Raw genomic sequence first — 377 nt, forward strand, 5'->3', positions numbered from 1 at the left:
CACCGCGCGGCGGGTGCAATGGAAGGAGTCAGATCCACCTCACGCGCCAACACCAAGGAGCCACCGGCATGGCACTCGACCACTACCTCACCCTCGGCCGTTCCGGGCTACGTGTCAGCCCATTTGCACTGGGAGCCATGACATTCGGAGACGATCCCGGCGGCGCCGGGTGCAGCGTCGAGGAATCCGAGGCCATCATCGACGGCTACCTCGAGCGCGGCGGCAACTTCATCGACACCGCGAACTTCTACACCAACGGGCATTCCGAGAAGATTGTGGGCGACTACCTCGCCAAGAACCCGCATCGGCGGGATCGTGTGGTCGTGGCCTCGAAGTTCTTCACCAATATGACCCCCGGCGATCCGAACGGCGGGGGC

General features: G+C 64.2%; 1 protein-coding gene. It reads left to right on the forward strand.

What is annotated here, in order from left to right:
• Nucleotides 1-68 precede the first annotated feature (68 nt).
• Nucleotides 69-377 (forward strand): aldo/keto reductase (locus H7I41_RS20570; RefSeq protein ID WP_264014471.1); only part of this gene is annotated, 309 nt, incomplete at its 3' end.

The sequence above is a fragment of the [Mycobacterium] manitobense genome (assembly GCF_025821665.1).
Classification (GTDB): Bacteria; Actinomycetota; Actinomycetes; order Mycobacteriales; family Mycobacteriaceae; genus Mycobacterium; species Mycobacterium arseniciresistens.